Genomic DNA, 227 nt, shown 5'->3' on the forward strand with positions numbered 1-227 from the left:
GAGATTGGCATTACTCAGGATGGCGGCACTGGCAAGTTAAAAATTGATGAAGAAAAACTGGCTAAGGCACTGAAAGATAACACAGCAGCGACCCGTGAACTGTTGGTGGGTGACGGCAAAGAAACCGGTATTACCACCAAGATTGCCACCGAAGTAAAAAGCTATCTGGCCGATGACGGTATTATCGACAATGCGCAAGACAATATTAACGCCAACCTGAAACTGCT

At 46.3% G+C, this 227-nt stretch carries 1 protein-coding gene; it reads left to right on the forward strand.

Going from position 1 to position 227, the window contains the following annotated elements; genetic code table 11:
• Window positions 1-227 (forward strand): flagellar filament capping protein FliD (gene fliD / locus FDX22_RS27380; protein ID WP_186805483.1); only part of this gene is annotated, 227 nt, incomplete at both ends.

This window comes from Citrobacter sp. TBCS-14 (assembly GCF_005280805.1).
Taxonomy (GTDB): domain Bacteria; phylum Pseudomonadota; class Gammaproteobacteria; order Enterobacterales; family Enterobacteriaceae; genus Citrobacter; species Citrobacter gillenii.